At 64.6% G+C, this 21,956-nt stretch carries 17 protein-coding genes; 3 read left to right on the top strand and 14 right to left on the bottom strand.

The window, feature by feature from the left end; translation table 11 throughout:
- Positions 1 to 13: 13 nt before the first annotated feature.
- On the bottom strand, positions 14 to 148 hold the full coding sequence (locus AAD018_RS00915; RefSeq protein ID WP_412005195.1) for a DUF1508 domain-containing protein: 135 nt from the start codon (positions 146 to 148) through the stop codon (positions 14 to 16).
- Positions 149 to 695: 547 nt separating this feature from the next.
- Between AAD018_RS00915 and msrA the strand changes: the two genes are divergently transcribed.
- Entirely contained in the window at positions 696 to 1,355 is a 660-nt protein-coding gene (gene msrA / locus AAD018_RS00910; protein ID WP_367314018.1) for a peptide-methionine (S)-S-oxide reductase MsrA, read from the top strand.
- A gap of 76 nt (positions 1,356 to 1,431) precedes the next feature.
- Here the strand turns inward: msrA and AAD018_RS00905 are convergent, their stop codons facing one another.
- Positions 1,432 to 2,298, bottom strand: a complete 867-nt coding sequence (locus AAD018_RS00905; RefSeq protein WP_367314019.1) for a ribokinase — start codon at positions 2,296 to 2,298, stop codon at positions 1,432 to 1,434.
- 96 nt (positions 2,299 to 2,394) lie between these two features.
- Here AAD018_RS00905 and mutS point away from each other — a divergent pair, with 96 nt between their 5' ends.
- Positions 2,395 to 4,977 (top strand): DNA mismatch repair protein MutS, encoded by a 2,583-nt coding sequence (gene mutS / locus AAD018_RS00900; RefSeq protein ID WP_367314228.1) that lies wholly within the window; start codon positions 2,395 to 2,397, stop codon positions 4,975 to 4,977.
- A 7-nt stretch (positions 4,978 to 4,984) separates the two neighbouring features.
- On the opposite strand, the gene AAD018_RS00895 is transcribed toward mutS, so the two are convergent.
- From AAD018_RS00895 to AAD018_RS00875, 5 genes are all read right to left on the bottom strand, one after another.
- The gene (locus AAD018_RS00895) at positions 4,985 to 6,391 is read right to left on the bottom strand and encodes an efflux transporter outer membrane subunit (RefSeq protein ID WP_367314020.1); all 1,407 of its coding nucleotides are present in this window, start codon (positions 6,389 to 6,391) and stop codon (positions 4,985 to 4,987) included.
- A gap of 167 nt (positions 6,392 to 6,558) precedes the next feature.
- A complete protein-coding gene (locus tag AAD018_RS00890) occupies positions 6,559 to 8,007 on the bottom strand; it encodes an oligosaccharide flippase family protein (protein ID WP_367314021.1) in 1,449 nt (482 codons plus the stop codon).
- Positions 8,008 to 8,016: 9 nt separating this feature from the next.
- Complete coding sequence (locus AAD018_RS00885; RefSeq protein WP_367314022.1) at positions 8,017 to 9,675, bottom strand: hypothetical protein; 1,659 nt, start codon at positions 9,673 to 9,675, stop codon at positions 8,017 to 8,019.
- Position 9,676: 1 nt separating this feature from the next.
- Positions 9,677 to 10,105, bottom strand: coding sequence for a GtrA family protein (locus AAD018_RS00880; RefSeq protein ID WP_367314023.1), 429 nt, complete (start codon positions 10,103 to 10,105; stop codon positions 9,677 to 9,679).
- Positions 10,102 to 11,574: a UbiA family prenyltransferase gene (locus AAD018_RS00875; RefSeq protein ID WP_367314024.1), complete on the bottom strand. Its 1,473-nt coding sequence runs from the start codon at positions 11,572 to 11,574 to the stop codon at positions 10,102 to 10,104. The genes AAD018_RS00880 and AAD018_RS00875 overlap by 4 nt, the downstream gene beginning before the upstream one ends.
- 165 nt (positions 11,575 to 11,739) lie before the next feature.
- Between AAD018_RS00875 and AAD018_RS00870 the strand changes: the two genes are divergently transcribed.
- The gene (locus AAD018_RS00870; protein ID WP_367314025.1) at positions 11,740 to 12,603 is read left to right on the top strand and encodes a sulfotransferase family protein; all 864 of its coding nucleotides are present in this window, start codon (positions 11,740 to 11,742) and stop codon (positions 12,601 to 12,603) included.
- On the opposite strand, the gene AAD018_RS00865 is transcribed toward AAD018_RS00870, so the two are convergent.
- The 7 genes from AAD018_RS00865 to AAD018_RS00835 form a co-directional block, all read right to left on the bottom strand.
- Positions 12,600 to 14,792: a GumC family protein gene (locus AAD018_RS00865; protein WP_367314026.1), complete on the bottom strand. Its 2,193-nt coding sequence runs from the start codon at positions 14,790 to 14,792 to the stop codon at positions 12,600 to 12,602. The genes AAD018_RS00870 and AAD018_RS00865 overlap by 4 nt on opposite strands.
- A gap of 147 nt (positions 14,793 to 14,939) precedes the next feature.
- Complete coding sequence (locus AAD018_RS00860; protein ID WP_367314027.1) at positions 14,940 to 16,217, bottom strand: O-antigen ligase family protein; 1,278 nt, start codon at positions 16,215 to 16,217, stop codon at positions 14,940 to 14,942.
- Positions 16,214 to 17,794, bottom strand: coding sequence for a GMC oxidoreductase (locus AAD018_RS00855; protein ID WP_367314028.1), 1,581 nt, complete (start codon positions 17,792 to 17,794; stop codon positions 16,214 to 16,216). Before AAD018_RS00855 ends, AAD018_RS00860 begins: the two co-directional genes overlap by 4 nt.
- Positions 17,795 to 17,813: 19 nt before the next feature.
- Entirely contained in the window at positions 17,814 to 18,962 is a 1,149-nt protein-coding gene (locus tag AAD018_RS00850) for a glycosyltransferase family protein (RefSeq protein ID WP_367314029.1), read from the bottom strand.
- A complete protein-coding gene (locus tag AAD018_RS00845; protein ID WP_367314030.1) occupies positions 18,959 to 19,933 on the bottom strand; it encodes a sulfotransferase family protein in 975 nt (324 codons plus the stop codon). The genes AAD018_RS00850 and AAD018_RS00845 overlap by 4 nt, the downstream gene beginning before the upstream one ends.
- Before the next feature lie 78 nt (positions 19,934 to 20,011).
- Positions 20,012 to 20,755 carry an acyltransferase gene (locus tag AAD018_RS00840; protein WP_367314031.1) on the bottom strand — a complete coding sequence of 248 codons (744 nt, stop codon included), beginning with the start codon at positions 20,753 to 20,755 and terminating at the stop codon, positions 20,012 to 20,014.
- Positions 20,755 to 21,729: a lysylphosphatidylglycerol synthase transmembrane domain-containing protein gene (locus tag AAD018_RS00835; protein WP_367314032.1), complete on the bottom strand. Its 975-nt coding sequence runs from the start codon at positions 21,727 to 21,729 to the stop codon at positions 20,755 to 20,757. Before AAD018_RS00835 ends, AAD018_RS00840 begins: the two co-directional genes overlap by 1 nt.
- Between the last annotated feature and the right edge of the window lie 227 nt (positions 21,730 to 21,956).

Below are 21,956 nucleotides of genomic sequence, written 5' to 3'. Positions count from 1 at the left end.
CCCGCCCCTGAGGTTAGGTTCTAGCTCTCTCGCGTACTGGTGCGCTATTTGAAGCTTTCACCAAATTTACCGCAGATAGAGCATCGACACGGTTTACGTAGCCTTCGCCAGAGTTTGCGATTTTCTTGTGATTTGCTGCGTACAGCATCCATCGCCAACCTTGGTAGGACTCGTAGTATACTTCGAAATACATTCGTCGTTCTCCGTCCAAGTTAGGTGTCGTGCCCGGCGGAGTTGCCGGAAACGACATGGACGCCGCATCTTGCTTGACGAAAGCTCGTATTGCCGCAAAGATTACGACACGTTGAAAGACGAGCTGCCGTATGCGGCAGTCATGGGGCGCCTATTGTGAGTAGGCGCCCCTCATTGATTCCGGGACTTCTCTGATGAGTCGAGTCTTTTCTTCCAATTTCCACCACAATTGGGTGAGAAGCCAATAGATTGTGGATAAGTCGGGTCTCAGACACCTCATGGAGTGTAAACATAAGATGATTGTTGATCTCTTCCTTTAAACCGAGATCTACAGTCGCGGTTGGAGTGTCAAAAAGGACCAGACGCGGCCAGGCGGTGCCGGGCCAAAAAGGGCCGGCTTAACTGAACTGAAACGTCTCTCACGTCCCTGTGCTTCACGGCGGGGTGAGTTGAGGTTGACCGTTGGATGGCGGAGTCTGGCTCCTAACCGATGGAGGACCGTCATGACGACGTTTGAGAATGTGAAGACTGGGCTTTTGGCCCTTGCGATCGTGGCCGGTGCTTTTGTGCAGGCAGGTGAGGCGAAGGCTCAAGCTACGGAGAGCCTTGTCGTGGCCGGGGGCTGTTTCTGGTGCGTGGAATCGGATTTCGAGCGGGTTCCGGGTGTGATCGAGGCGGTGTCGGGCTTTGCCGGGGGCACCGTGGCCAACCCGACCTACAAGCAGGTCGTGCGCGGCGGAACGGGGCATTACGAGGCGGTCGAGATCACCTATGATCCCGCTCAGGTCAGCTATGAGCAGCTTCTGACGCTGTTCTTCCGGTCGGTCGATCCGACGGATGCGAGCGGGCAGTTCTGCGACCGGGGGCAGAGCTATGCCACGGCGATCTTCGCTGAGACATCGCAGCAGCGCGCCATCGCGGAGGCTGTGAAGGCGCAGGCGGCGTCGGATCTGGGACAGGCGGTGGTCACGCCGATCCTGGGGGCCGCGCCGTTCTATCCGGCGGAAGCGTATCATCAGGATTACTACAAGCAGACCGAGGTGATCCTGACCCGGCGCGGACCGAAGTCGAAGACGGAGGCCTATAAGTTCTATCGCTCGGCCTGCGGGCGCGATGCGCGCGTCAAAGAGCTTTGGGGCAGCGCAGCGCCGTTTACGGGGTGAAGCTCGGCGACCGGTCGGGCTTGGCGGCCCGATGCCGCTGGCAGAGGTATTTTTGGCAAGATGAGGACGGCGGCGCCTAGAACTGGGCGTCCTGCACCTCTTTGAGGTCGGGGATGACGTCTGCGGTGCCTTCGCGCTGGACCATGAGGGCGGCGGCGCGCGTGGCCTGGCGGATGGCCTGCGCGATGGGCTGACCCCGGTCGAGACCGGCGAGGAGATAGCCGGTGAAGGTATCACCTGCGCCGGTCGTGTCGACGGGCGTGACCTTGATCGCGGGATGGTGAGTCTCCTGCTCGCGAGCGATGTGAAGGCAGCCCTCGGCGCCTTTTGTGACAACGATATCAGAGAGTCGCAGGTCCATCAGCGTGGTGCCGAGGGCATCGGTGAGTTGCGTCGCCTCGACCTCGTTCAGGACCAGAAGGTCGAGATGGGGGAGGACGGCGCGGACGGCCTCGGCCTCGAACGGGGCGGCGGCATAGGCGATCCGCAGGCCGAGGCTGCGGGCCTTGGCGGCGGTCCCCTCTTGCATGGTGGTTTCGTTTTGCATGACGCAGATGTCTCCCGTCGCGGCGGTCGAGAGGGCGGCGTCGATGGTCTGCTGCGGGATCGCGTGATTGGCGCCGGGATGAAGGATGATCTGGTTCTCGCCGTCCTCGGCCACGGCGATGATCGCGTGGCCCGTCGCGGCCTCGACGTCGGCGATGAAACGGGTATCGACGCCATACTCAAGGAGCCGGTCGCGGGTCCAGAGACCGTCGGAGCCGATGGCTCCGATATGGCAGGTATGGGCACCCGCGCGGGCGGCGGCGACCGACATGTTCGCGCCCTTGCCGCCGAGTCCGGTGGAAAACCCTGTCGAGCCAATGGTTTCGCCAGGCCCGGGCAGGTGCGGGAGGCGGTAGAACCGGTCGATATTGATGGAGCCGAGATTCCAGATCGTCATGGCGCGTGACGGTAGTTGCGAAGGGCGGTGCGGGCAACTAGGCAAGGGGTCCAGGAGGGATGTCTTTTGGCCAAGGATGAGAGCACCGTCACGCCGATGATGGCGCAATATCTGGAGATCAAGGAGGGGCATCCGGACGCTCTGCTGTTCTACCGGATGGGCGATTTCTACGAGATGTTCTTTGACGACGCGGTCGCCGCGGCCGAGGCGCTGGATATCGCGCTGACCAAGCGGGGCAAACATCGCGGCGCCGATATTCCGATGTGCGGGGTGCCGGTGCATTCGGCCGAAGGGTATCTGCTGACGCTGATCCGCAAGGGGTTTCGCGTGGCTGTCTGCGAACAGATGGAGGATCCGGCGGAGGCGAAAAAGCGCGGCTACAAGGCGGTCGTGCGCCGCGAGGTCGTGCGGCTGGTCACGCCCGGGACGCTGACCGAGGAGAGCCTGCTGGAGGCGCGGCGGCACAACTATCTGGCCGCATTCGCCGAGATCCGGGGCGAGGGTGCGCTGGCCTGGTGCGATATCTCGACGGGCATGTTCCGGGTGATGCGCTGCGCGCCGGGGCGGCTGGGACCGGAGCTGGCGCGGCTTGCGCCGCGCGAGATCCTGCTGAGCGAAGGCGCGGGATCGCCGCTGGAGATGGAGGGCGTTTCGGTCACCGAGCACAACCGGCTGGCCTTTGAGAGCGGGCCTGCGAAGGCGCGGTTGGAGCGGTTTTTCGATGTTGCCTCGCTCGATGCGTTTGGATCGTTCGGGCGGGCGGAGGTGGCGGCGATGGGGGCGCTGCTGGATTATCTGGATCTGACACAAAAGGGGCGGCTTCCGCTGCTGCGGCCTCCGGCGCAGGAAAGCGAGGAGGCGGTGGTGCGGATCGATGCCGCGACGCGCCGAAATCTGGAGCTGTCGCAGGCGCTTGGCGGCGGGAAGGCCGGATCGCTCCTGGCGGCAGTGGACTGGACCGTGACGGCGGGCGGCGGACGGCTTTTGGAGCGGCGGCTGTCGTCTCCGTCCCGGCTGCGGGAGGTTGTGACCGGGCGGCTGGATGCGGTGTCGGCGCTGGTCGAGGATCCGCTTTTGCGCGGGGATCTGCGGGATCTGCTGCGCCGGGCGCCGGATCTGGACCGGGCGGTGTCGCGGCTGGCGCTGGACCGGGGCGGGCCGCGGGACCTTGCTGCGGTGCGCAATGCTTTGGACGCGGCGGAGCGGCTTGCCGCGCGGATGCCGGAGGGACTTTCGACGCTTCTGGAGGCGGCGCGCGCCGATCTGGCTGGGCAGGATGAGTTGAGGGATGCGCTTGAAGAGGCGCTTGTGGCGGAGCCGCCGCTTTTGGTGCGGGATGGCGGGTTCGTGGCCGAGGGGCATCTGGAGGCGCTGGATGCGGCGCGGCAATTGCGCGACGAAGGTCGGTCGGTGATTGCCGGGATGCAGGCGGAATTTGCTGATCTGACCGGGATCGGGGCGCTGAAGATCAAGCATAACAACGTGCTGGGTTATTTCGTCGAGGTGACAGCAACCCATTCGGCAAAGATGCTGGGCGAGCCCCTGAGCGAGACGTTCATCCATCGGCAGACCACGGCGAATGCGGTGCGGTTTACCACGGTCGAGCTGTCTTCGCTCGAGACGCGGATCCTGAATGCGGGGGCCGAGGCGCTGGAGCTGGAGAAAGCGGTTTTCGGCGATCTGAGGCAGTTGATTATCAGGCGGGCCGCCGATCTGGCGCAAGTGGCCCGGGCCTTGGCCGAGATCGATCTGGCGGCAGCTTTGGCCGATCTCGCGGTGGCGGAGGACTGGACCCGGCCGGTGCTGGAGGACGGGCGCGCGTTTGAAATCACGGGCGGGCGGCATCCGGTGGTCGAGGCGGCGCTGAAGGCGGACGGCGCGCCGTTCGTGGCGAACGATTGCGATCTGACCGAGCATCGGGTGCAGCTGCTTACCGGGCCGAACATGGCGGGCAAGTCCACGTTCCTGCGGCAGAATGCGCTGATTGCGGTGCTGGCGCAGATGGGATCCTTCGTTCCGGCGGGGGCTGCGCGGATCGGGCTGGTGTCGCAGATCTTCAGCCGGGTCGGGGCCTCGGACGATCTTGCCCGGGGGCGGTCGACTTTTATGGTCGAGATGGTGGAGACGGCGGCGATCCTCAATCAGGCGGATGACCGGGCTTTGGTGATACTCGATGAGATCGGGCGGGGGACGGCCACCTATGACGGGCTGTCGATTGCCTGGGCGACGCTGGAGCATCTGCATGACGTCAATCGGTGCCGGGCACTGTTTGCGACGCATTATCACGAGCTGACCGCCCTGGCCGGGGGGCTTGCAGAGGCGGAGAACCTGACGGTGGCTGTGAAGGAGTGGGAGGGCGATGTCGTCTTCCTGCATGAGGTGCGGCAGGGGGCTGCGGACCGCAGCTATGGCGTTCAGGTTGCCAAGCTAGCAGGGCTGCCCGAGGCGGTTGTGGCGCGGGCGCGAGCGGTTCTGGAGACGCTGGAAGAGGGCGAGCGGGACAAGGATCGGACGACGTTGATCGACGATTTGCCGCTCTTTTCGGTGCCTGCGGCTGCCCCCGCCAAGGCGGAGCCGTCAGAGGTGGAGGCGGCCTTGCGCGAGGTGGATCCGGATGGGCTGTCGGCGCGGGAGGCTCTGGAGCTGATCTATGAGCTGAAGGGAAAGGTGGCGGGGTGACCCCTGCCTATCCGGCGGAGGCGACCTGGAGGGGTGGCACGTTGTAGCCTGCCCCGAGCGCGATCATCAGGGTGATGTAGTCGCGGCTGGTCTGGCGCAGGTTGGAGCGGAAGTCGGTGCGGGCGTCGGCCAGACGGCGCTCAAGCTCGATAATCTGGAGGAGCGTGATCTCTCCGCTTGTGACCAGGCTGCGGGAGAGGCGAAGCGCGCGTTCGTTCTGCTGGACGGCCTCGCCGGATTTGGCGGCGGCCTGCTGGGCGGCGCGGTAGGTGACGAGAGCGGTTTCAACCTCTTCGATGCCTTGCAGGACGGTCTCAGCCCAGAAGAGATAGGCCTCGCGGGCGCGCGCCTCGGCGGCGGTGACATCGGCACGCAGGGCACCCTGATTGAAGATCGGGATATTGAGCGTGGGGCCGAAGGACCAGGTCTGGACCTCGACGGCGCTTTGCTGGCTGGCCTGGATCGAGCCGCCGATCTGCAGGCTGGGATAGAGCGCCGCACGGCGGATGCCGATTTCGGCGAAGGCTTGCAGGTATCTTTGTTCGGCGGCGCGCACGTCAGGACGGTTGCGGATCAGGTCAGCCGGCACGCCGATGATGATGTCGGTCGAGGGGACGGGCTGCCGGGTGACGGCCGAGAGCTGCGGGTCGAGCGTTCCAGCGGGCAGGCCGAGCAAGGTTGCGATGCGGTTCTTCTGACGTTCGATGCTGGCCTGCTGGAGGGGGATCTCAGCCTCGGCGGTGCTGAGCGACGCCTGCGATTGGGCGAGGTCGAGCTGTGTCGCCTCACCGGAGTCGAGCAGGGTGCGGGTATTGCTGAGAGTCAGGTGGCGGGAAGTGACATCGGCCTGACGCGATTGCAGGAGAAGCTGGAAGAAGCGCAAATCGACATAGGCCTCTGTGATCGAAGAGAGAAAGAGGAGGCGCGTGTTGTTCTGGTTCTCGAGCGCTTCGGCAAGAAGGGCCTGATCGCGAGCGCGGCGGTTTCTGAGACCGCCGAAGAGATCGACGATGTAGCTGGCAGAGGCGCCGACCGTCTTGTTGAAGGTGCTGTCGCGGTTCGACGCGCCGCTTTCGGTGGCTTGGGCGGAGCCGCTGGAGGAAAAGGGCCGACCGGAGGCGGCGGCGACCGCTTCGGCGGCGCGGACGCGTTCGAGGACCTGAAGAAGGGTCAGGTTCTGCTCGAAGCCGCGATCCACGAGCGAGTTGAGCGTCGGATCGTCGAATTCAGTCCACCAGCCGATGGTTGCGAGGCTTGCCGGACTGCCGTTTTGGGCAATGGAGAAGGAGGCGGGCACGGCGGGCGCATCGCGCAGGGCGACACCGGTGACGTCGCATCCGGCGAGCGCGACTATGGTGGCCGCTCCGACAAGACGACGGACCCAACTTGGGCAAAATGAACGAAAAATGCGCATAGGACCTGCCCTGCGTTGAAGTGAAACTGCCTCGGTCACCGGCTTCTTTGCGAGCCGATTTGGGAGTTTGTAGCGCGATACGACGCTGTTTCGGAACAGGTTTTCGCCCGAACCCGCTATTTTCGGCGGATTTCGGAGCGGTTTGTGGTTCTGAGGCAACCCGGGGGTCAGGACTGGAAGACGGCGATTGCGGCGCGGATCTTGCGCCGTTCGACCAGAGCGGTGGTGCCCAGAGCGGCGGCTGCGAGGGCCGCGGAGAGGGCAAGTTCGGCGGGATAGCCGATGCCGGAGGATCCCGCGATCCAGATGTGGAGACCGGCGAAAGCCGCTCCGATCGCGGTCGGGACGGCGAGGGTCCTGAGGCAATCGGCCATTCGCAGCGGGACGATGCGGGCGGCGAGTGCCCAGGCGCGGGGCGCGATGAGCAGACCCCAGATCGTGAGCGAGAGGGCGACAGCGTTGAGGCTGATCGCGGCAGCGGCGACGACGAGGACCGACTTAAGCAGCGTTGCCTCAATGGTCAGGCGCACGAGCAGGTCGGTGCGGGCCGTGGCCCGGAAGAGGCAGGCGAGGCAGACGACGGAAATGGCCTCGATCGCGAGGCCGGGGATGGAGAGGGCGAAGATCGTCGCGACCGGGGTCCAGTCGGCGGAGAGGAGGATGGTGAAGACGGCCTCTCCGGCAACGGCGAGGAGCGCGAGCGGCGGGATCAGTGCGACGGAGAGAAGGCGGAGGGAGGCCAGATAGATCGCGACAAGGCGGTCCGGTTTATCCTGCGCCTTGGCCATGCGGACATAGACGACGGTGGACATCGGTCCGGCGAGACCAAGCTGAGGGACGCGGGCGAAGCGCTCGCTCATCGAGTAAAGACCGAGCGGGGACTGGCCGAGTCCCTTGCCGACCGCGACGACGGCGACCTGCGCGCGCACGGTGGAGATGGCCGAGATAAGAAGCGCGTCCTTGGCAAAGATCAGATGCGGCTTGAGCAGGCGGGCCGAGAAGGTGAGGCGCGGCCGAAACTCGGTGAGCCAGAGGATGCCAGCGAGGCGAATGACCGCTATGGCGATCTGCTGGGCGACGAGGGCCCAGACGCCCGCGCCTGCGAGGGCGAGAAGGACGGCGAGGCTGAGGCTGATCACGGTGGTTGCCATCTGGACGGAGGCGATACCTGTATAGTTTTCGCGGCGTTCGATCTCGGCATTGGGGGCGGCAGAGAGCGCGAGAAAGAGTGGCACGACAGAGAGGGCGGCGAGGACCGGGATAAGATCGGTTTCGCCATAGAAAGCGGCCCAGCCGGGGGCGATGGCGAGAATGAGCAGCATCAACGCGATGCCGACGCCGGTCAGGAGCCAGAAGACGCTGGACCATTCGGTGAGGTCATAGCCGGGAGAGCGGATCAGCGAGCGACCCAGACCCGCATCGCTGAGCACGCTGCAGAAGACGACGACGGTCATGGCCATCGCCATGAGCGCGAATTCCTCGACCGTGAGTGCGCGGGCGATGATCGGCAGAACGAGGATCTGCGATAACGCCAGGACGGCGCGCGCCGAGACAAGCGAGCCGACATTGACGAAGAAACCCCGGCGCGGGGCCTCGGGGGTGGGGCCAGCGGTCATCGGCGCGCCTTACTGGCGGATCTCGACGGTGTCCCACTCGAGGCGCTCGAGGCCGGGACCCTCCGCCGTTTCGAGCCAGTCGGGCTGTGCAAACCCGGGCCAGCACTCATCGCCGGAGGTGAAACGGACGGGGATGTAGGCCGCGCGGAAATCGGGATCGGTGAAGAGGCCGTCGAAGGCTGCGTCGTCGGTGGACCAGAAGGCCTGCCCGGTTCCGTTTGCGTTGCGGGTGCAGGCGCGGTTGAAGGCGGAGAGCACGTCGGGCTGATGCGCCCAGAAGGTCGGCTTGTCGAAGCTGGCATGATTGCGCATGCCCTCCTTGACGGGGTTGGCATGGGCCATGACGGTCCAATTGAGGCCGAGAAGGTCATAGATCTGGCCATCATAGGCAAGCGCGATACCGCCCGCGGGGCCAACGCCGATGGAGGGGCGCGGTTCGAACGTGTTGAGGTAGGTGCCGAAGCCGAGGCCACGCTCGACAAGAGCGTATTCCTTCAGGATGTCGAAGCGGGCCTGGTAGTACTGGACCCAGCCGAGGACCATGAGCGCAGCGGCGGCGGCGCCGACGGACCACCAGGCCATGCGCACACGGATCGCGGCGGCCAGGGCCAAGACGAACGCGACCGGCAGGAGCGGGCCGATCGGTTGGTAGAAGCGCCAGAGGACGAAGTGATCGCCGCCCAGCGCGGCATAGATGGCGAGCGTGCCGAAGATCGTGGCGGAGGCCAGAAGGAGCGCCTTGGCGCCGGGGGCCCGCAGGCGCAGAAGCGCGAAGACGGCGGCTCCAGCCCAGGCGACGACGAAGGCTTCGATCAGAAGGCCGCTGAGGACGAAGTCGAAGAGGTATTTCAGCCCGTCCTTGAGACCCTGAAGCGTGTCGGAGGAGACCTTGGCGTAGAAGGTATTGGGGAAGGGCTGACCGAAATAGCTGATGCGGAAGAGGGTCAGCGCGACGAAGGCGGCGACGCTGAGGGCCAGCGCGGCTCCGATCAGGCGCCAGGCGTAGAGACGCAGGATCAGGGCGAGCGCGAGAAGTCCGGCGGAGACGGCGATGCCCTCGGGGCGGATCAGCGGAAGGAGCGTGGCGAGGATGAGGATGCCGGGGGCGGTGACGCGGCCGTCTTCGCCTTCGGCCAGATCGCTGAGCAGGACGAGGAAGGCGAGGAGGGCGGCGGACCAAAGCGCGACCTCCATCATCGTCCAGACGGTCCAGAGGAAGTAGCCGGGGATCGCGAGAAGGATTGCGGCGAGACCCGCGCGGATGACGGTGGGGTCTAGGTCGAACCAGATAGCGAGGCGGTGTGCAAGGCGCAGGGCGGAGTAGACCGCCGTGAAAGAGAGGAGCGCGCAGAGGAGAAGGATGATCGGCTCGGGTGTGGCGGTCAGGCTGTAGACCAGCGTCAGGAGTAACATCCAGAGGAAGGTGGTGGAGCCTTCGACGCGTTCTCCGCCGACATTGTAGACGTAGCCCGCGCCGCTTGCGACGTTTTCGGAGTACGAGCGGGTGATGGCGGCATCGTCGATGCCGATGAGGGGGATCCCACCGACAAGCAGATAGGCGAGGGCCGCTCCGAGGACGACAAGAGCGGCGGCGAGCGCGAGATCGAGCGAGCGCTGACCTGCGAGCGCGGCGGAGAGCGGGCGTGCGGGAGACATGGTCTGGGTCATCTCAAACCGACTTGGCGTCTGAGGCCGCTCCGGTGCCGAAGACGAAGCGCTTGTCGAGCGGATATTTAATGACATAGCCGATGGCGAGCCCGATCACGCCGCCGACCTCGCGCATAAGATGCGTCTCCCAGATGAGCCAGAACGTGTATTCGGTGCCCCAGAAGACAGCGGTCGTGGCGACCCCCATCAGGGTGTAGAGGCCGAAGAGCTTGGCATGAGTCGCCGTTCCGGTCCGGCGGTCGTCAAAGATCCAGACCTTGTCGAGGATGTACTTCACGACGAGCCCGACTAGCGTCCCGACGCCTATGGCAATCTCGACCGAGGCCGCGCCGTCATAGATCGATAGGGACAGGCGTTGGGCGAGAAGGTTGAGGATCGTGGCGATGACGGCAAAGGCCGTATACCGCCGGAGAAGGTCTTTGGTGGTCATAGGAGGGCACTCAATACAAAAATGAAACCGAACATGGCGAAAATAGCGAGGCTGACCCGGTCCTTGATGGCGAAGATGATCGGATCGTCATCCATTAGTCCCCGGTGGGAGATCATGGCCGCGCGGCTGATCCAGTAAAGGATCAGGGGACAGGCGAGCCAGAGAAGGCGCGGTTCTCCGTAAAGGGAGCTGACGCTTTCGCTGGAGACGTAGAGCGCGAGGACGAGCACCGAGCAGTAGCCTGCGGCAAGGACAACGCCGAGGACGACGGGCAGATCCGTCGTCTGGTAGCCGCGCCCATCGGTGGAGGTCTTGCCGCGTTTGACGAGATCGGCCAGTTCGGACTGGCGTTTGACCGCCGCGAGCGCGAGAAAGATGAACATCGAGAAGGCGGCGAGCCATTCGGAGAGGACGACGCCCGCCGCGACCGCTCCGGCGACGAGGCGGACGGTGTAGAGCGCGGCGAGCATCCAGATATCCACCATCAGCTTGCGCTTGAGATAGAAGGAATAGAGCGTCGTCAGCGCCACGTAACCCAGCAGAACCAGCAGGAAGAGCGGGCTGATCAGGACTGCCATCGTCAGCGATACAGCGAGGAGGATTGCGGTCTGGATCGCGCCGTCCTTGACCGACAGCGTGCCGGCCGCGAAGGGGCGGTTGCGCTTGCGGGGGTGGCGGCGGTCGACCTGCAGATCGAGCATATCATTAATGAGGTAGATGCTGGAGGCGGCGAGCGAGAAGGCGATGAAGGCCAATGCTGTGATGCCCAGCGCGCCGGGATTGTGCGCGGCGATGGCGGGCACGAAGATCAGCAGGTTCTTGAGCCATTGGTGCGGGCGCATGGCTTTGAGCCGGATGCGGGCTTGTTTCGCGGGATCGGGGGCGGGAACGAGGGTTTCGACCTCTCCGCCATGGCTGCGGATCGACGGTTTGAGCGACGGGCTGGCGGCAACGGTGATCGCCTTGCGCGCGGCGGACCAGACCGGCAGGTCGGCGCGGGCATCGCCGACATAGTCGAAGCCACCCGCGCCAAAACGGTCGGTGAGATAGGCGGCTTTCTCGGACCCGCCGAGGTTGCGGGTGCCGTCGGAGCCGACGATCTCGTCGAAGAGGTCCAGATCTCCGGCGATGCCGTCCGCCTGCCGTTGGTCGGCTGCCGTGACGAGCAGGACCGTGCGGCCCTCGGCGCGCGCCTTTTTAGCGAGGGCGATCACCTCGTCCCGCAAGGGCAGATCCTCGGATGTCAGGACTACGCTGTCCGCGACGTGGGATTTGAACGCCGCCTTGCCTTCGCGGAGCCAGCCGGGGGTCTTCCTCAAGTCGGACGGCTTGTCGGAGGCGAGTTTGAGCAGCGCCTCGTGCAGGGTGTCGGATGAGGTCAGCGTGCCGTCGAGATCGACGACGAGAGGGAGCTGCGCCTGATCCGCATCCTGTGTCTCGCTCTTTGGGGGGGAGACAACAGTGTTCACGACGGGACTCCGGACATAGCGCAACTCATGACCTGGCTTGATCGGGCGGCCGAAATGGCTCAGCATCCCTGTTAAAATCAGCACGTATACAAATAACTTATTTCCGTTAACTCGTATCGCGGGGCCGCCGAAAAGGCAATATTGTTGGCCCGGACAAGGATCTCCATGACCTCATCTGCTTATCAACCGAGCTTTGTCGGGATCGGCGTGCAGAAATGCGCGACCTCCTGGCTTCATGAAGTGCTGCACACGCATCCTGAGATCTACATGTCAGACCCGAAGGAGATCGAGTTTTTCTCTGCCTTCTATGATCGGGGCTATGAATGGTATGGGCGGCACTTCTCGGACAGCGCAGGAGCGAAAGCACGGGGAGAGACGTCGCCATCTTACTTTTATCATCCAGCGGTGCCACAGCGGATCCGGGCCTACCGGGAGGATATGAAGATCATCGTAATCTTTCGCGATCCGGTGGCGCGGGCGTTTTCGAACCACCTGCACGAGGTGAGGGCCGGGCATTTCACGGCAAGCGAGGCGTTCGAGGACGGGCTGGCCAACAATCCCTGCTATCTGGAGCAAAGCCGTTATGCCACGCATTACCGGCGCTGGGTTGAGGTGTTTCCCGAGGCGCAGCTTTTGCCGTTGATCTTCGAGGAGATCATCGCGGAGCCGGAGACAGCGGTGCGGCAGGTCTACGAGTTTCTGGGTGTCGATCCGGCGGCGGAGTACGATAGGTCGCGCAAAAGCTCGAACGAGAGTGTGGCCTATCGCAATGCCGGGCTGCAGGGCGTGTTGCAGGCCGGGGGACATGCGCTGCGCCGGGCGGGGCTGGGATCGAAGCTGGAGGCGGTCAAGGAGATCGGACCGGTCAAGCGGCTGATGGAGCTGAACAAGCGGGATCTGCGGGCCGAGGTCCCGAAGCCGTCCGAGGCGCTAAAGGCGCAGCTGGCCGAGGAGCTAGCCGGGGAAATGCGCGAGCTGGCCGGGATCATGGGCCGGACGTCGCTTCCTTGGCCGAGCTATCCGGCCTAGGCCGACACGCCCGTCAGCACCGCGCCGCGCTTGCGGGCTTTGAGCCGTTCGAAGACGCGGCGGGCGTTACGTAGGGGTCCGGCGCGGGTCCGCTTGGCGTCGACAACGAGCAGGGCGGAATGCAGAAGCTCGGGTGTCATGATGGCGTCGACATCGGTTTCCATTGACGGGGCGTCGAAGACGATGACGTCGAAATGTTCCTTCATCTGATCGATCATCGTCTGCGCGCGGGCGGTGCTGAAGACCATGGATGGATCGGCGCTGATGACAGAAGCGGGCAAGACGACGAAATCCACATCCTCGGTGATCTTGATCGCATCAAGGAGCGGCGTGTCGCCGTAGAGAACCGAGAGCAGATCGTCCTCGGCTTTAAGGCCCAGCGCCTTGGTCAGGCTGGCGTGGCGCAGATCGGCATCGACGACGAGGCAGCTGCGACCCTTCTTCATCGCGGCCCAGGCGATCATCAGGGCGACCTGCGATTTGGCGGCGGTGCCATCCGAGGTGACGACGACGGTTCGCACGTCCCCTTCGATATTAAGATCGACATTGTTCCAGAGCGCGACTGCGGCCTTACCGATGGAGGAGGACGGACGCTTGAGCTGACGCCAGAGCGCGTTCACCCAGCCGCTGCCGCGCGGCAGACGCGGGGCGCGGCCGAAGAGCGACAGGCCGGTAAGCGAAGTCACATCGCTGGCGGTGGCGATGCGCTTGGGCATCAGATGCAGCAGGAAGGCGAGCGCGAGGCCGACGAAGAACCCGGCCGCGGTGCCAAGGACGGCGACGACCTGCTTGCGCGGATAGGCGGCGGCGCCGGGAGGGGAGGCGTAGGAGATTACCTCGGCATCGGTGCTTTGCAGGTTCTGGATCTCGCTGGTTTCCTTGAACCGGCCCAGGAATTCCTCGTAGACGCGGCGGTTGGCCTCGGCGATGCGTTCGAGCTGGTTAAGCTTGATCTGCTCGTTGGAGCGGACAAGCACGGTCGCTTCGAGATCGCGCAAGCTGCTTTCGAGGGCGAAGACGACATCGCTCATGATCTCGGCGCTGTTGACGAGCTGTTGGACCTCGCGCTGAACCTCGATGGCAACGGCTTCTTCGATCCGCTCCATCGCGCGGCGGATGGACTGGACCTGTATCGCGTCCTCGCCAAAGGAGATGTTGGCGGTGGCCTCGTCCCGGCGCAGGGCGGCAAGATCGTCGCGATAGGCCGAGATCACGTCGGAGGTCAGCACATCGGCGGCGGCAAGCGCGCCTTCGGTTTCGGTCAGATCGGCGAGCTTGGTCGCGCGGGCGGTCGATTCGGCGAGAGTCGCACGGGCATCGGTGAGCTTGGAGGTCAGCTCTCGCATCTGCTGCTCGATGCGTACGCTGCTGTCCGCGCCGGCTTCGATCCGGGTGCGGTAGGCGAGCGCTTCCATCTCGGAGGCTTCGAGTTTGGTTGCCAGATCCTCGACACGGCCTTCGAGCCAACGGGTGAAGCGCTGGGCGGCCTCGAAACGTTTGTCGGTCAGGAAGTTGATGTACTGATCGGTGACTGTGTTGACGATGGCGGCGGCCTTTTGCGGGGATTCCGACGTGGCCGAGACCTGCACCACGAAAGAGCTGCCTTGCTGGCGCACGGAGACGGCGCCGCGAAGATCGCCGACGACGGGTCCTAGATCGCCGAGCACGCGGTCGCGCGCAGTCGATGCGTTCTGGGTCGCCTCGCTGAGCGAATCGGCGGATGGCGGAGGGGCGTTGTCGGGAATGAGCGCGCGTAGCTGATCCTCGACCCAGGAAATCACAGGAATGCGGTCTTCGTCAGGGCGCAGTTCGGGATTGAATTCAGGATCGGTTTCGAGACCGAGCTCTCCGATCACGCGGACCAGAAGCTCGCTGGATCTGAGGATCGCAAGCTCGCCCTGGATGACGGTGTTCGAGACCGCCTGCGCCTCAAGCAGGTCGAAATCGCTCCGGGCGGAGAGGTTCTGTTCGCCCAGAAGCATCTGGCCATAGGCGGTATATTTCGGCGTGATGGAGGTAACGAGGTAGAGCGCGATGGCGCCGCCCGCGACGGTGCAGGCGAAGGTATAGAGCCACCGCTTGCGCAGGATGCCAATGACATCGCCAAGTTCGAGCGGGCGCGTCTTATCCTCGGGCCAGTAAGGCGCCGTTTCTGCGTTTGCCGGATTGATCGCGACGGGATCGTTCATGTCTTCCCCCCAGGGATACTCGTAAATACACACACAATGTCGGCGCGGGGTGCCGGGAAATTCCTGTAAAAATACGCCGAAGCGCCGTTAACTTTTAACGGATGATGGCACATTGCGAAAGATGTGTTTGGCGGATGCGTCATAGGGTCATTCCGCTGCAACAGTGCGGGGCCGGAAGACAGGCAGCGGCGCCCGGCGGGGCGCCTCGGACAGACGGTCGCGCAAGGCAAGGAGCGCGCCGATCGTCAGCAGCATAGGCAACTGGGAGAACGGGGCCATGAGGCCCGCCTCGGTCATGCTGCGAACCATGGTGACGGAGGAGATGGTGAAGAAGAAGACGGTCGGGATGGCGTTGTAGACCAGAACCGCGCGGATCACCTGAAAGAGGCTCCACGATACAGCGAGCACGGCGATGCCGAGGCCGATCAGGCCCTGGTGGACGGCGATTTCAAAATAGGAGTTATGGAAGGAGAAATGAGCGTGGTATTTCTTGTGGAACTCCTCATAGATGCGGCGCGCATCCGACGTCCAGTCCTGCGGGGTCCAGAAGCCGCCATCGCCGACGCCGAGATAGGGGTGCAGGCGGATCTGCTCGGTCGCATAGGCCCAAAGGGTCGTGCGGCCGGTCAGGGTGGTATCCTTGTCGAAGATGGCGAGCACCTGTTCGACCGGATTGACCTCTTCGAAGGCGAGGATGGTGGCCATGAAGGAGAGGGTGATGGCCGTACCTGCAAGGGTGATCACCCAAAAGACGGGGCTGCGCAGGCGGCCTCCGGTCGGGAGGATCCCGAAGAGGAAGATCGCCATGATCGCGCCCGCGCTGAGAATGACGGCGGTGGCCGAATGGGCGACGAAGATCAGGTTAAACGCCAAAAGGGCCGCGGCTGCAGCGCCGAGACGGATCATGCGGGGAAAGCCCTTGTCGAGGACCACGCAAAGCGCGGAGACCAGCAGAATGACCATGGCCGAGCCCATGGCGTTCTTGCTGGAGAAGACGCCGCGCTGGGCGAGCCCTCCGGAGAGCGGTGCGAGGAAAGACAGGACGGCGAAGATCGCGCCAGCGATGACCATGGCCAGCATAATCTGCCGTCGCGAGAGGCGCAGGCTGGCGTAAAAGCAGATCATGATGGTCAGCAGGAGCTGGGCCGCGTTCTTGAGGATCGTCTCGGTTTCGACCCCCCAGCTGACCGACAGGAAGAGCCAGATCGGGAAGAGGAACAGCACCCAGGCGCGTTTGATCAGCGGAAAGAGGAGCGGCAGGTCCCGGACGAAGGCCCAGGAGAAATAGAGCGCCAGCGGGTAGAGCAGCAGCTCGTCATTGGGGAATTGCTTGAAGGTGACTATGAGCCAGAGCGTGACGAGGAGCTGATCGCGCAGGCCATCGCGGCTTTGGGCCAGCCATTCGGAGGAGGAGGTCATCGTCATTGCGCGGCCCTCGAGGCGGAGCGGGCATCGGCCAAATGCTCGGCCAGGCGCAGGGCGAATGCGACGACCGATAGGGTCGGGTTGGCCTGACCGGAGACGGGGAAGACGGACGCGGAGGCGATGTAGAGGTTATCGGTGTCGTGGACGCGGCAGTTTTCGTCGACGACGCCGTTCGAGGGGTCAGCGGACATGCGGGTCATGCCGATCTGGTGATAGCCGTCGCGCGATTGCTGGCGGATCCGCTGGGTCAGGATGACATCTGCATGAGGTATCGTGACTGTCGCCAGACGCGCCTCTTCGAGGCGTTTGGCCAGGACGCGGTGGGCCTCGACCAAGGCGTCGACGGTTGTATCGTCGTAGCGGAAGTCGATCTTGAGCTTGGCGCGGCCGAACCGGTCGGTCTCTCCGGAAAGAGTCACGCGGCTGTCGGGGTCGGGCAGATGTTCGGCATGGTAGGCCAATCGGTAGGGACCCGCGCCGCTGAGCCTGAGGCGATCGGGCGCGCGGGCGCCGGAGCCAACGAGGCGGCTCCAGGCGGCGCCCGCGACGCTGGCGGTGCCGGACGGATCGCGCAGGATGTTGGACAGATGCACGCCGAAGCGGGGGGCGCGGCCTTTGCGGCGCAGGAGTTCCTTGAGCGAGAGCTCTCCGGATCCGTGTCGGGGATCGCTGGCGGGCAGGTTCTCGATCCAGAAGACGATATTGGTTCGCGCGCCGGAGGTGAGCGTCAGCCGCCTGCGATAGGGCGTGGTCTGGCTGCGTTCGTCATAGCCGAAGGCGGCGGCATCGCGGGGGTCAGTGAAAAGCAGCTCTCCGGCGCTGCCGGTGAGGTGGCCCATGTAGTAGCGGCCAAGGGGGCCATCGCGTCCGCCGAAGCGTTTGGCGTCCTTCCGCTGGTGCAGCAGGAGAAGGCGCGTCGTCTCGAGCCCGCCGCAGGCCAGGACGACCTTACGGGTCGGCAGGTACTCAGTTTCCCCCTTGCTGGACAGGGTGAGACCGACCACGCGGGGGCCGTCGAGATCGAGATCGAGCACACTTGTTTCGGGTAGCAGATCGAGACCCGGACCGGCGGTGCGGACCTTGTTCTGGACGTCGCGGATCTGCTCGGGCAGGCCGAGCCGTTCGACACGGTCAGCGCGCAGTCCGTCGACATTGACCCATTGATGGGGCGGGTAGGACAGGAAGTCGCCGGTGCTTTGCAGAAAGTCGGAGGCAGGCATAACCCAGGGCAGATACTCGTCGTAGCGGATGGGCCAGCCGGGTTCGTCGGTGGCTTTGCGGGGGCCGAAATCCTCGGGGTTGAGCGGAACCGAGCGGCGACCCCAGCGGTGGAGCGAGCCGCCGACGGCGCGCACATTGGTCTGGGCGCGGGTGTCGTGGGGGACGCCGGGCGGGATCTGAGGCTCGTCGTCGGGATCGGCCTTGCGCGGAGCGGCGAAGCTACCCTGTTCCAGAAGAAGCGTTGCCAGCCCTGCCTTGGCGGTGCGCAGAGCAAGCGCAATCCCGGCGGCGCCTGCGCCCACGACGACAAGGTCGTAGGACCGCGCCTTTGCCTCGGTCAGGGTTATGACCGCCATGGGAGATCCCTTATCGCCGTCATCCGCGCGCGCCTACCGATTGCCGACGCATCAGGCCGATGGTCTTGCGCAGGGCGGTGATCGGGGTCGCCGCTTTGCTGCCGAGCCGGGAGACCGAGCCGGTATCGCGCCGCAGACGCGCGAGACGGGCGGAGACCGCTGTGGCGCCGTACAGCGTCGCAACGGTGTCGCGGACAGACGCGGCGCGGGCGCGGGTGGCGGTGGCGTTCGTCCTCAGATGCGTGAGGGCTGCGGCGACATCCTGCGGGGCGGCGTAGCTTGCCAGCTCGCCGAAGGTCCCCTTGAGGCGGGGGTCGAGAAGGCAGGGGCGGCCCATGAGCATCGCTTCGGTGACGGTACGGCCGAAGGCTTCGACCCAGCGGTCGCTGTGGTGGAAGGCGAAGACGTCGAGACTGTTCAGGAAGGTTGCGACGGGTTCTTCGTTGAAGGCGAGCAGCTCGGCAGTTGCGGGAAGGGCCGATGTCAGCTCGGGCAGGCAGCCCATGATGCGCACGCGCCAGTCCGGACCGCCGTCGAGGGAGCGGCGGATGTCCTCGTGCGTGTCGGGCCATTTGAGCGGGTCGGGGCGGCTGTGACGGCCGAGGACCGGGGCAGCGGGATCCGAGAACGGCGCGCGGCTTGCGGTCCAGAGGGCGGGGTCGAAGATGTTGAGCCAATCCTCGGAGCTGAGCCGCAGAAACGGGGCGAAGCTGCGCAATTGCTGGCGGACGAGGCCCGACACCGGGGCCCAGAGCGGGCGCAGGCCGAAGGCCCTGTCGATGGTGCGGTTAACGCGGAAGGGGCTGTATTCGAGCGATCCGTCACCCCGGAAGGGCGGGTGATGGGCGACGAGGACGGCGCGGTCCGCCGTGATGGCGATGCGGTCGCTCAGGCCCGCATGGAAGGGAAGCGGGTGGTGCAGGAAGGCGATGTCGGCGCGGATGGTGTCTCCGCTATGGACGGTGACGGTGTCTGGGTGATCAGCGAGTGCAAGCAAGTCGGGGTTGGGCCGGTCGGGGGCGTTCTTAAAGAAATCCGACGAGACAAGCGCGAGGCCCAGCGTGGCGCCCTGCGCGCGGAAGGCGGCCGCATCCGCCAGAAGCGCGGTGGCGCTACCGCCCGAAAAGCGCGGATCGGCGACAAGGAGGATATCGCAGCTGCGCATCATCCTCGGCCCTCGAACCCTTTCCAGACCTGCGAGAGATCCCGGTCCAGCAGGTCGGAGAGGCCTGCATTGCGGGCCGATAGGTGCTGCGCAAGGTAGGCGCGGGTCGCCTCTGCCATCGGGGGGGCCTTTTCGCGGGTCAGCAGAAGCGGCGCGACATAGGCGAACCAGCGGTAATGCATCTTGTGCCAGAAGGGCGAGATCTGTCCCGAGCCTTCGCCCATATGGGTTCGGTAGCGGCGCGCGACGATGTGTTTGCCGACACGGTTCTGAAGCCGCTGGAGCCCCGGGCGGCTGGGATAGAGCGTGCGGTTGAACCACGTCTTGGCCGTCTCGAGCGACATGCGGGGGGCGTCGATAAAATCGGTGAGGCTGTCGATGGTGTCCTGCTGGTCGGCGAGGAAATCCTCGAAAAGGACGACGCGGACCTGCGCGGGATCGAAGGTCTTAAGGTAAGTTCGCAGATGCGGCGCGAAGGTCGAGCCTTTGAGGATCGACGCATGATCGATGATCGCCTGCTCGAAGGTCGCGCTGGTGCGGGCGCTTCGGATCAGGTGCCAATATTGGGAATAGGCGCGCTTGACCGGGTCGCGGAGCATGAAGACCAGTTTGACGTCCGGCAGGAGGCTTTTGATGCGGGCGGGGGCGACCTCGGAGAAGAGATAGGTTGTCGAGTCCTCTCCGATCCGGCGAACGGACTGGAAGGGCGCAAAGCGGGAGGCATACCAGGCGTAGTTGTCTGCATGGGCAGGGCGGGCGTCGAACCACGACAGACCTTGCTGGCCCGCGAAGAGGAAATCGGGATGGGTGATCGGGTCGTCGGCGTCGAAATAGTGGATCTCCTCGTCCGGCAGACCGATCTCGGGGTTCTGGCCGAGAATGAAATGCAGGGAGGTCGTGCCGCATTTGGGCGCGCCGCCGATGATGAAATCCGGAAGACGTGTGGCCTGTTGGCCCGAGACGCTCATATCCATGATCCGACCTTCAAACTCTTTAATAAAAACGGGAGTGACTTTACGTCCATTTCCTTGCGCTGCCAAGGGCGGGCGGGCTTACTCTCTTTGAGCGATCGCCTTGGCCGGGACACCCGCGACGATAGAGTTCGAGGCAACGTCGCGGGTGACGACGGCCCCTGCCCCGACAATGGCGCCGTCTCCAATGGTCACACCGTCGATGATGCGCGCGCCCGCCCCGATCCAGACGTCATTGCCGAGGATCACGGGGCCTTTCGTATTCAGGCCCTGATCGACCATGGGGCCAGCACCGAGAGCGGTTTTGTAGCGTCCGCCGCCGAAATAGCATTGGCCTGCGATGATGGCGTGGTCCCCGATCTCGATGCCGGAGACGGCGCTGAGGCAGCTTTGACTACCGATGGAGCAGGAGTGGCCGATGCGTAGATAGCTGTCTTTGACGACGAGGATGGTATCGCGGGCGATGAGCGTGCGGTCTCCGATCACGAAACTGTCCGGGCCTTGCGCGCCGCGCGCGTCGAGGTGGCAGCCGTCGTCAATGAGGACATTCGCACCGATCCTCATTTGGCCGGGGCAGCGCAGGGAGAGGTTGCGACCGAAGGCCGCGCCGGAGCCGGTTTCGGCGAAAAGACCTGGGAAGAGCGCCTTGCGTAGCGCGAATCCCAGCGCGCCGGAGCGGCCCGCGGCGAGCATCATGGCCAATTCGTAGCGCAGAAAGGCCGCCGTGCCGGGCTGGCCGATAAAGAAGGCGCGGTATTTCGCGATGGCCGATCCGCCGGAGGTGACGGTGTCGACGACGCGGTCCTTGTGGGGGTCTTCGGTCATCACAGCTCCCGGATTGCGGCGGGGCGGGTGCGGCGCAGGGCGAAGACGATACCGCCGATCACGCCCATGACGAGGACCGTGGCGAACTCGACCCAGGCGAAGGCGAGCGCGGCGCTTTCATCGACGGCCCAGAGACCGAGAAGGAGAACGAAGATCGCCTCGCGCAGGCCGATGCCGTTGATCGAGACGGGTGCCATCATGACAAAGATGGCCAGCGGGACGATCACGAAGAAGGCTGGGAAGGGCACGCCAAGGCCCAGCGCTTCGGAGAGGATCCAGTAGAAGACGACGACGTTGATCTGCAGAAGGACCGAGAGGGCGAAGGTGGGGAGCAGGACCCGGTAGCGGCCTTGGTAGAGGCTGAGGGCGTCGGTGAATTTGCGCAGGATGCGGGCGGGTTTGGACACGGGGTCAGATTGCTGGGTGCCCCCGCCCGGCAGCCGGATGAAGGTGAGGGCGAGCAGGGCCGCGATGAGGCCGGCGCCGGCGATGAGCCAGATCCAAAGGTTGCCGAGGTCCAGAAGCTCCGTGCCGAAGTAGGCGACGGCGATCAGGGCAAAGATCGCAAGGGCGGCCAGACCGAGCAGGCGGTCAACGACGAGCGAGACGACGGCGAGGCCCTTGCCTGCCCCTGCACGCCAAGCATCGTGGGCCCGCAGGGCGTCTCCTCCGATGATGGAAGGCATGAACTGGCGCACGAAGATCGAGGCCAGCGTGGAGCCGAAGAGATAGGGCAACCCGGGCCGGACATCGTGTTCGGACAGAAGCAGCGACCAGCGGATGGAGATGATGCCAGCGCCGAGCACCTGAAGGCCGATGGCCAGCGCGATGAGACCGAGATTGGCCAATTCGATGGACGACATGACGGCGCTTAGATCGGCGCGCGCGACGATATAGGCGACGAGACCGAGCGAGATTGCGGCCTTAAGCGCAAAGACACCATATTTGCGGATGGGCGATGGTTCGGATGGCATGGGGTGAACGCTGTCCCCTGATTTACAAAACGATCCGCGCGGGCGGGAAAACTAATAGGTCAATAACACATCCCCAGAGGACATTTGGAAAGGCCCCTTGTCCAGACTTGACAGGGCGAATGTCTGGGTGCGATGCAAAAAGGACTGAATATTGCGTTTTTCTTTTTGTTTCGTGCCTTCATGTGAAGGATTGCCAAGTTTTGACCGTTCGTCCTGAAATCTGCGTC

Source organism: Aestuariibius insulae, from assembly GCF_040783535.2.
GTDB lineage: Bacteria > Pseudomonadota > Alphaproteobacteria > Rhodobacterales > Rhodobacteraceae > Aestuariibius > Aestuariibius insulae.
This window is presented reverse-complemented; position numbering and strand designations above follow the sequence as displayed.

Excerpts from the sequence above, each read along its gene's own strand:
- AAD018_RS00855 (WP_367314028.1), bottom strand. The coding sequence starts at position 17,794 with ATGGCGGTCATAACCCTGACCGAGGCAAAGGCGCGGTCCTACGACCTT.
- msrA (WP_367314018.1), top strand. The coding sequence starts at position 696 with ATGACGACGTTTGAGAATGTGAAGACTGGGCTTTTGGCCCTTGCGATC.
- AAD018_RS00865 (WP_367314026.1), bottom strand. The coding sequence starts at position 14,792 with ATGAACGATCCCGTCGCGATCAATCCGGCAAACGCAGAAACGGCGCCT.
- AAD018_RS00890 (WP_367314021.1), bottom strand. The coding sequence starts at position 8,007 with ATGACCGCTGGCCCCACCCCCGAGGCCCCGCGCCGGGGTTTCTTCGTC.
- AAD018_RS00915 (WP_412005195.1), bottom strand. The coding sequence starts at position 148 with ATGCTGTACGCAGCAAATCACAAGAAAATCGCAAACTCTGGCGAAGGC.
- mutS (WP_367314228.1), top strand. The coding sequence starts at position 2,395 with ATGATGGCGCAATATCTGGAGATCAAGGAGGGGCATCCGGACGCTCTG.
- AAD018_RS00895 (WP_367314020.1), bottom strand. The coding sequence starts at position 6,391 with ATGCGCATTTTTCGTTCATTTTGCCCAAGTTGGGTCCGTCGTCTTGTC.
- AAD018_RS00845 (WP_367314030.1), bottom strand. The coding sequence starts at position 19,933 with ATGGATATGAGCGTCTCGGGCCAACAGGCCACACGTCTTCCGGATTTC.
- AAD018_RS00905 (WP_367314019.1), bottom strand. The coding sequence starts at position 2,298 with ATGACGATCTGGAATCTCGGCTCCATCAATATCGACCGGTTCTACCGC.
- AAD018_RS00860 (WP_367314027.1), bottom strand. The coding sequence starts at position 16,217 with ATGACGATGACCTCCTCCTCCGAATGGCTGGCCCAAAGCCGCGATGGC.
- AAD018_RS00840 (WP_367314031.1), bottom strand. The coding sequence starts at position 20,755 with ATGACCGAAGACCCCCACAAGGACCGCGTCGTCGACACCGTCACCTCC.
- AAD018_RS00850 (WP_367314029.1), bottom strand. The coding sequence starts at position 18,962 with ATGATGCGCAGCTGCGATATCCTCCTTGTCGCCGATCCGCGCTTTTCG.
- AAD018_RS00885 (WP_367314022.1), bottom strand. The coding sequence starts at position 9,675 with ATGACCCAGACCATGTCTCCCGCACGCCCGCTCTCCGCCGCGCTCGCA.
- AAD018_RS00880 (WP_367314023.1), bottom strand. The coding sequence starts at position 10,105 with ATGACCACCAAAGACCTTCTCCGGCGGTATACGGCCTTTGCCGTCATC.
- AAD018_RS00835 (WP_367314032.1), bottom strand. The coding sequence starts at position 21,729 with ATGCCATCCGAACCATCGCCCATCCGCAAATATGGTGTCTTTGCGCTT.
- AAD018_RS00870 (WP_367314025.1), top strand. The coding sequence starts at position 11,740 with ATGACCTCATCTGCTTATCAACCGAGCTTTGTCGGGATCGGCGTGCAG.